Consider the following 7,325-nt stretch of genomic DNA (forward strand, 5'->3'; position numbering starts at 1 on the left):
CAAAACCATCGTCATAGCCGCGGTCAACGTCGTCTTTCCGTGATCCACGTGACCGATCGTACCGACGTTCACGTGCGGCTTAGTCCGTTCAAATTTCTCTTTTGCCATAGTCTCCGACTACCTCCGTAATTCTAATAAGCCCAGAACCAGGATTGAACTGGTGACCTCATCCTTACCAAGGATGTGCTCTACCGACTGAGCTATCTGGGCTTTACAGTCCGTTACCAAAGTCCAGGGCCAAAAAAAAGAGCCACTACGCCCTCAGACCAACCGGGAATGTATTGCAATTGGCCAACTTATGTCAAGCCGTTTTTTAACTAAATCGCAATTATTTCACAAATAATCCACAAAAAGACCAGCCCATTCCTTTATCGGGTTTTTCGCCCTATCTGTCGTATGTTTAAGTGTATCGTCCTTTTTAGCCCCTATTTCACCCATTTTGTTCAGTTTTTCAACAGGCTGGGACCAAAGGTGGAATGGTGGAAACCGCGTAGCGGCGGGCCTTGTGTCCGCCGGTCGCTGTCTCGCCACCAGCCTGCCCCGGTTCTCGCCATTGCGAGCGAGTCCGCGTTTCGCGGATGAGCGCGGCAATCTCATACGGTACCCCACCCAGAGGCTTTGCGTCGGGTGGGAAAGCACTACCGGGTGCATAGCGCCAAAAGACCGATTTATCGGTGTCACCCCGAGCGGAGTCGAGGGGCCGCAGGCCGTTCCTACTCCTGTCATTCTGGCGCAGGCCAGAATCCAGTTCTTGACTTGTAGGGCGGGTCCGTCTTCGGACCCGCCATCTTGTTCTAGGGCTCGGCCCGCTCCTCACACCCCTGCAATCTTCGACCTGGACCTACATGCCAACGGGAGTGAGGACTTTGGAGCCCATGCCCCACGACATGGATGGTTTCACGGGCCGTCCGACCTTAGCCATCTAGACCCTTTCGCGCCCGGTTGCTCTGTACCGTCTAGCGCCGCCTGGCGGCCAAGTGACGGCATAGCGACGATCATCGAGTACTTCCAGAAAACCTAGTTCGTGGCCCTTTTCCGGGATGATGCTTTCTTCGACGAGGTTAACCTTCACGCCATTTACTTCGCAAAACGCCTTCAGTGCTGTCAGATCGGGAGGAGGCTGTGGGCCGGCAACTTGTGCCGCGATGGAGGACACAAAACCGGCAGCTCGAGGATGTTCGACGGCGTAGGCTCTGATCGGCTCGAAGTCAATAGGTGGCATCGCCTTCTCAATGATCTTTATGTTCTTTGGTACAGCCCTCATTATGAACTCCTGTAGTTTGAAGGCAAGTGCAAAAGCTTGTGGTCTCAATATGTGCGCCCTTGAAGCATCAGCGAGCAGGTCGAAATCCTGGTCGAGTTGAAAGACAGGCTCGCACACAATCTCCATGGATTCAGAAATCAACTGTATCAACCTAGCCTTCAAGATTCCTTTGAACCGAGTCGCTCGGCGAACTGCGGTAAGCCGATTCGTGTCTTGGTCCTCCATGCGAACAAAGTAAACCGATATCCTGGCATGCTTCTTCAGAGCTCCTTTGTCTATTGGTATGCCATCAGCTTCATGCAATTGCTTCAGATGCACTGCCTGGATGGCGTCAAGTGGAATGTATACATGTTCAGAACTACTGTACTTTTCTGATGGTTGGTATCTCCTAGGAGGCTCCATCTCTCCTGCCTCGACAGCAGTCTTACGATTGGTCTTAGTGACCTTTCCTCCCGTCCACTTACTGAGTTGCATGTTATCCCATGTTGTCATCACCATGTTCAGCAACTCGGCTTTTACCTCTTCATCCACCTTTACGCGGTAAAAATCCAGAGTCTTCTTTTCTCCATAGTTGACCTTCCGCTTTTTTCCGTTCGGCTTCTTTTTGCCATTCTTGTCTTCATGCTCCTCGTCGAGCTTGAGGCCGACACCGAACTCGAAATGCCTTATTCGGTCAAAGTCGAATGTGAGTGGTGGCATATATCCCCCTCAAAGTAAACGTTATCACTTAAACTATATGCTATTATATGCTCGCCAGGCAGTATGACCACCCGTCGTGTTATAAGCACTTGACTTTGCTTGCCGGCGATTGGGTTGTCGGTGACAGGCGGATAGATGGTGAAGACACGATAGCCTTTGATCGCGAATATGATATTCATATAGTGCAGATTGAGATGCCAAAACAGATATACGACGAACCCTAGTGCGGCCAGAGCCGCCAGCAGTTCACGCAAGGAAGTGAGGTCGGCTGTATAGAAGGGCAGCAACATGGCAAAGAGATACACGAGCAGATGGTCTCGATGATCTTCTACTCTGCCGACATTGATAACACCGGTGTCCTTCTCTTTGCACGCGGCGCAGTATCGCAGCCACAAGACAAGATTTGGCAGTATTACCATGAAGGCGCAAAACCCGATAAAGCAATGCTCTGGTATAAGGCCGTTTCCGCGAATCGCCCACAATATGAACAAAGGTGAAAAGCTGCTCATCACCATGAACAGGCGCGCTGTCTTCATACCCTCTGCTGGTAGCTGCTGATGCACTTAAGTTCTCCCTATTGGCCACTATTATTCACACCACACATGCACTGGTGAAGATATAGCGCACGCCTCTACAATCGAAGAATAACCAAGGCTCGGATCGGAGTCAAGGAATTTGTTGAGAATGTTGTCCATGAAAGAACCTGCCAAACCCTCTGAACCGTGGGCCCGGGTGGCCCGTAGGCTTGCCCCGGATTCCTACAGTCGGCACATCCTTCGACTCCGCTCAGGATGAGGTGATAAATCACTGCTTGCGCTTCGCGCCTTGTCGCATCATGTGGTACCCCGCCCCAAGCAAGGCTTGAGACGGCCACCCAACCTGCCCCCCCCCTCACTCGCACGGCAGCGGCGCCGGGCCGAATCTCCACATATAATCGATCATGTATATCAAGTCGCCGATATCCACAACACCACTGGCATCAACGTCGGCTTCCTCCATCACAGGCGGAGCCGGACCGCCTCGGAACATGAAGTCGATCAAGTATAGAAGATCGGAAATGTCGATGTCGTCATTGATATCCCCCTGGACATTACCACGCAAACCGACACACTCGGTTATGGTCTGACAGGCATCTCCCACCCCGTTCGAGTCGGCATCTGCCTGGCTGGGATTGTAGTTGAAAGGACAATTATCGTCCAGTCCGCAGACGCCATCGTTGTCGATATCGTTGGTTGAATCACCAGGGCAGATGTCGCAACCATCACCGATACCATCGAAATCATCATCGGCCTGAGTCGGATTGGGAAAGAACGGGCAGTTGTCAGGCGGGCATGTGTTACCGGGGAACCCTGGGTCTCCGAATCCGTCGTTATCCCTGTCAGTGCATTCATCGCAAACGTCTCCAATCCCATCATAATCATAATCCGCTTGATCGTGATTGTAGATTGTCGGACAGTTGTCGTCTTCACAGTACTGTGTAACGTAACCCCAGCCGTTGCCATAACCATCACCGTCATTATCCATGCAATGGTCACAATAATCCCCCTCTCCATCGCCATCAAGGTCGGCTTGATCGGGATTCCAGTGCCACTGACAGTTATCACAAACGTCTCCCAACCCATCTCCGTCTCCATCGTTCTGATCGGGATTGTAGACGCTCGGACAATTGTCCTCCGTACACTCGTTCTCCGGGTGTTCGGGATCGCCAAACAAGTCACCGTCTGAGTCAACGCACGTCCCCCAGAACAGAATCGAAACATCGCCGGAGACCCAGTTAGCAGTGGCCAGATCAAGATGGCCGTCATTATCGAGATCGGCCAGCACAATACCATTCGGTCCCTCGCCGACTGTGTAACTGTTCCAGAACTCGAAACTACCGGACCCGTCATTCATGTAAACAGTCACCGAACTGTCGATACTACCGGCAGCGGCAAGATCGATATCACCGTCGCCATCGATATCGCCGACAGCTACATCATACGGGGTGTCACTGGCTGGATACGTGCTGGCGGCTGAGAAAGTCGAATCACCGTCATTGAGTCTCACGGTCATACTGTTGGGTCCGGAGTTGGCCGTCACCAAATCTACCCAGCCATCACCATTGAAATCGGCCGCTTCGACCGCTCCGGCAAAACTGTCCATTGCATATCTGAAAGCACTTCCAAAAGTACCATCCGGGTTGCCAAACAATATTGCCACATCGCCCGAACCGGCGTTGCCGCTGGCCAGGTCAATAACTCCGTCGTTGTTAAAGTCGGCAGTAACGATGGAGGTGGGTCCCAAACCTGGTCCTACCGAGTACCGAGTCTCGTCGAAGCTCCCATCCCAACTCTGCCGGAGGATCGACACATCATTAGAGCCGGAGTTAGCCACGGCCAGATCAATATCACCGTCACCGTCGAAGTCACCGATGGTAACGGCTGCGGGCTTGTCACCTACCAGATAGCTCGCGGACTGCGCAAGAACCCCAAAGTCCGCGTTGGTAAAGATCACTACTGAATCCTTATCCCGCAAAACAACGGCCAGGTCGTTGAAACCGTTGCCGTCGAAGTCGGCCGCCGTCACGCCAACCGCCTGGCCGCTTACCGCATAGTCGGTCCGCTCGGAGAATTGACCCTCCACCTGATTCAGCCACACCGAGATAGAATTCCCATACTGATTGGCCGTGACAAGATCGAGGTGACCACTTCTGGTGAGGTCAGCCGTGTGAATTGCTTTGGTGAAAGCACCGGCCGGGAGCAGATCGGGGAACACAAAATCACCGGCTGCATCCACAGTGGCAATCGTAAAAGTCCATTGAAACGGCTCAAGGGGAGACCCGCCCGATGAGCCTATATCCGTCGATAGGACTACCGCAATACGTTCACCGGCGATTGCAACTGTCGAGGGATCAAACATTGCGACCCGTGTAGTCGGATTGTATGAGACCACACCTTCATGCCACCCGGACAAATCGCCAGAGACCAGGAAGCTTGAGGTTGTGATGCTCGACGAATCCATGTCAATATCGAATTCGACCGAGATCGGCGTATTGCCGGGCACGCTGAGCTCGTTCTGATCGGGACTGATTGATACAACCTGCGGAACCTGGGCGTCGGCGCTGCCGACCGTGCCCAAACAAATGAACAAGACTATGATTGTGTTTTTCACAGATGGCTCCTCCAAGTCCGCGACGGTGCATGTTGCTGCTCTAGGATGAGCAAACGGTGACAGCATAGTCAACAATAACAGCGGCTGCGATGTTTGTGGCGTTGTGCTGTCCGAGTCTTCAGATTCGGACACAAATTGACCATACATCGACCACCCACGCGATCTGAAGATCACGCGGCCACAATGGAGCAAAGCTCACGCCTGGACTCCGCTCGGCCTGACAGAGAGTGGGCGCGCGGCGCAAAGAGTGATTTTTCACCGCGAAGCGAGGGACCCATTTATGGGTGATTTATCACTTTAACATCCTTTAACAAGATCGCGCTTAACAGTGGGTCCGCATATCCGTATTTTGCTGCAAGTGACAGCAAACAACCGCGCCCTCATGAAAGGAAGCCTGCCATGAGACAATTAGTCATCGGTGCCCTGACCATAACATTACTTGTAACCTTATCACATAGCATCACATCCGCCGAATCGCCTGAAGAAATCATGGAAAAGCGCGCGCTCGGTTTTGTCACGACATTGCAAGCGGGTGACTCAGAAGCGCTGTTCGTTTACATGAACGAAAACTGGGCCCCGGCCAAACCGGGCGACAACCGGGATGGCCGCTGGACGCGAATCGCCGGTGACCTGGTAAAGCGACATGCCCAAGTCGAGATTGTCGGGGTCACTGTGGACCAACCATATCTACTATCCGTGCAAACAACCGAAGAAAACGGTCCGGCCCTCAGTTTCATTTTCGAGTTCGAAGAAACTCCCCCCTACGGCATTGTGCAGTTGGGCATAGAGGCAGGCGACCGTGGTCCTAAAGCCGACCTGCCGGATTTCATCATGCCGCCCGACGCCTCAACCGATCAGATTGTAGAAGCATTAAACATTTGGTTCGGTACGTTGGAGAAACAAGACAAGTTCTCCGGTACCGCATTGATAGCATGGCAGGGCAAGGCGATATTCACCGGCGCCTGGGGCATGGCCGACAAACGATGGGACATCCCCAACAATGCAGATACACGGTTCGATCTGGGTTCCATAAATAAATCGTTCACTAAGATCGCTATCGGGCAACTGTTACTGGCTGACAAGCTCACACTCGACGACCCTCTTTCCAAGCACATTTCCGACTACCCAAACGCAGAAGTGGCAGGCAAAGTGACTATCCGACATCTACTCGAACACTCGTCCGGTTTGGGAGACATCTTCACCGAAGAGTTTTTCAATTCGTCCAAATCGCTTTATGAGTCGCCGCGTGACTTCTTCGCACTGTTCGCAGATGCACCTTTACAGTTTGAGCCGGGTGAATCGCAAAGTTACTCCAACGCCGGTTTCATGGTGCTGGGCGTCATTATCGAAAACGTGTCAGGGCAAACTTACTACGAGTATGTACAGCAGCATGTATTCGATCGTGCGGGCATGACCGGCGCCGGGTTCTTCCGCCGGGACGACCCGGTGGCCAACGTCGCCGAAGGCTACACTCAAATGCGATCGGAAGATGAAGACGGTAGCTGGCGCAGCAATGCGTTCATGTTGCCGGTACGCGGCAACTCGGCCGGTAGCGCCCAGGCGACCGTTGCCGACTTGTTGGCTTTCGACAATGCCTTGCGCACATACAAACTGCTGCCGCCCAACTACACTGCCTGGTACTTCGGTGACGATGGCGCCTTGACCCAGGCAAAACTTATGGACATGCCCGAACGTGCCACGGTTGGAACAGGTATCGCCGGTGGTGCGCCCGGTGTGAGTGCAGCACTAGAGAGTGACGAGGATTTGGCCGTCATCATATTGTCCAACTACGACGCCCCGATTGCCGAGTCAGTCTCGCGTGCGCTGTACCGTCCGTTGAAGAAGGCGCTGGGAGAAACGATGTAGATTCCTGGACAACGTCATTCCGGGCTTTGACCCGGAATCCATCTTCCTCGACATCCCACCCAGTTCTTTGTAGGGTGGGTCCGTCTCTTGGTTGGCAGCCTCAAGCCCGGCTTGGGGGTGACAGGCAAGCCTGCTCCTTGCGCTTCGCGCCCTTGTGCCATCACACCGAGTCCCGTACTACCTCACCCTGAGCACCCACCACCTCACCCTGAGCGCCCACCACCTCACCCTGATCTTATGAAAAGGTCGAGAACCTTATTATCTTTTGGTAGAGTAAATAGCCAAAAGAAGAAAGGAACTCGACCATGGCAAAGAGCAGTATTATCGTTGGGATCGATTTGCACAA

General features: G+C 53.2%; 5 protein-coding genes and 1 tRNA gene. 1 reads left to right on the plus strand and 5 read right to left on the minus strand.

The features are described from left to right. The 5 genes from OEV49_17745 to OEV49_17765 all read right to left on the minus strand — a co-directional run. Positions 1-108 (minus strand): GTP-binding protein (locus tag OEV49_17745; GenBank protein ID MDH3892909.1); only part of this gene is annotated, 108 nt, incomplete at its 3' end. A 29-nt stretch (positions 109-137) separates the two neighbouring features. Further along, a tRNA-Thr gene (locus OEV49_17750) sits at positions 138-210 on the minus strand. 712 nt (positions 211-922) lie between these two features. Further along, on the minus strand, positions 923-1,963 hold the full coding sequence (locus tag OEV49_17755; protein MDH3892910.1) for a hypothetical protein: 1,041 nt from the start codon (positions 1,961-1,963) through the stop codon (positions 923-925). Further along, on the minus strand, positions 1,930-2,499 hold the full coding sequence (locus OEV49_17760; GenBank protein ID MDH3892911.1) for a hypothetical protein: 570 nt from the start codon (positions 2,497-2,499) through the stop codon (positions 1,930-1,932). The genes OEV49_17755 and OEV49_17760 overlap by 34 nt, the downstream gene beginning before the upstream one ends. A 355-nt stretch (positions 2,500-2,854) precedes the next feature. Further along, entirely contained in the window at positions 2,855-5,113 is a 2,259-nt protein-coding gene (locus OEV49_17765; GenBank protein MDH3892912.1) for an FG-GAP-like repeat-containing protein, read from the minus strand. 399 nt (positions 5,114-5,512) lie between these two features. Between OEV49_17765 and OEV49_17770 the strand changes: the two genes are divergently transcribed. After that, a complete protein-coding gene (locus OEV49_17770) occupies positions 5,513-6,979 on the plus strand; it encodes a beta-lactamase family protein (GenBank protein ID MDH3892913.1) in 1,467 nt (488 codons plus the stop codon). The last annotated feature ends 346 nt before the right edge of the window (positions 6,980-7,325 follow it).

The sequence above is a fragment of the Candidatus Zixiibacteriota bacterium genome, assembly GCA_029860345.1.
Lineage (GTDB): Bacteria > Zixibacteria > MSB-5A5 > GN15 > FEB-12 > JAJRTA01.

What these genes read in the sequence shown, in the direction of transcription:
- OEV49_17755 (MDH3892910.1), bottom strand. Translation starts at nt 1,963, where the DNA reads ATGCCACCACTCACATTCGACTTTGACCGAATAAGGCATTTCGAGTTC.
- OEV49_17760 (MDH3892911.1), bottom strand. Translation starts at nt 2,499, where the DNA reads ATGAAGACAGCGCGCCTGTTCATGGTGATGAGCAGCTTTTCACCTTTG.
- OEV49_17770 (MDH3892913.1), top strand. Translation starts at nt 5,513, where the DNA reads ATGAGACAATTAGTCATCGGTGCCCTGACCATAACATTACTTGTAACC.